A 992-nucleotide genomic window follows, 5' to 3' on the forward strand; every position below is an offset into this window, starting at 1 on the left:
CTGCCAGCCATTCCTCGAGCATCATCTTTGACGGCGGCATTTGCGGTAAGCATGGGACGATGTTTCCTCAGTCCGTGACGCGTTTGCGGATGGCTTTGCATGCCTCATGCCAAACGGCAAAACCGTTTCAGAGCAATGTGATAACTTGGCTCTGCTACGTAGCGTATCCGACATAGTCAGACATCAGACAGCGCTTGCGGTTGCACGACGCGTGAACGCCGCTTTCCGCGAGGAATCCCGTCCGCCATTCCTGCTGAATGCCAGGCAACCAATCTCTACTGTCGGGATTTGTCGAGTCGGTAGGCGTTCTGAAGCTTCTGCAAATTGCTGTGAGAGGAGGTCATGGCGGGCTTCTCCAATCGGCCGGCTGTCGTGATGCGGAGCGTTCCGTCCTGCGCCCATAAAGGCGTCGAAATTGGTCCATCCGGCCGCGCTCGACCGACCTCGGCGCTTCGCCTTGACGTGCCGCACGTACCGCCCGGATCGCCTCCAGCAGAAGCGCCGGGGCAAAGCCCCTGCCTACCCGTTCGTCGCGTCGCCGATGACGATCTCCAGCCCGTCGCTGTCGACACTCTCGCCGCACGGCCTTGCACCGCATTTGCCTCTGCCGACTGGCGCCGGCACAGCGGGCTCTCGTCCAGCCGACCGACTACGCCTTTGATAACAGGATACTTTCAGGACTGGGTTTGGGTTCAGATTGCAATCCACTTCCGCGAAGAATCTTTGCGGGAGTGTCGCGGCTCCGTTCCCCGAAATACCGCACCGAATGGACGCTTACGGGGCGCCAACTCACTGGCCCCCGAATTTCTCAGCCCAGTTTGGGACGGTCTGATAGGTGATGCCGCCGAATGCGACTGATCAATTCGGGCGATTTACTGTTTTTCATCGGAGCACGGTCGCGCTGAGCAACGGGACAAGATTTCTCGAGTGTGCTCACCGAGCTGCGGCGGGGGAAGCCGGATTCCAGTTTTGTAGCAGCTGAATTGTAGTGG

At 59.3% G+C, this 992-nt stretch carries 1 protein-coding gene; it reads right to left on the reverse strand.

The window, feature by feature from the left end; translation table 11 throughout:
* Positions 1-808: 808 nt before the first annotated feature.
* Positions 809-992 (reverse strand): hypothetical protein (locus EOA85_RS38420; RefSeq protein ID WP_206523482.1); only part of this gene is annotated, 184 nt, incomplete at its 5' end.

Source organism: Mesorhizobium sp. M5C.F.Ca.IN.020.29.1.1 (assembly GCF_003997375.1).
Taxonomy (GTDB): Bacteria; Pseudomonadota; Alphaproteobacteria; order Rhizobiales; family Rhizobiaceae; genus Mesorhizobium; species Mesorhizobium wenxiniae.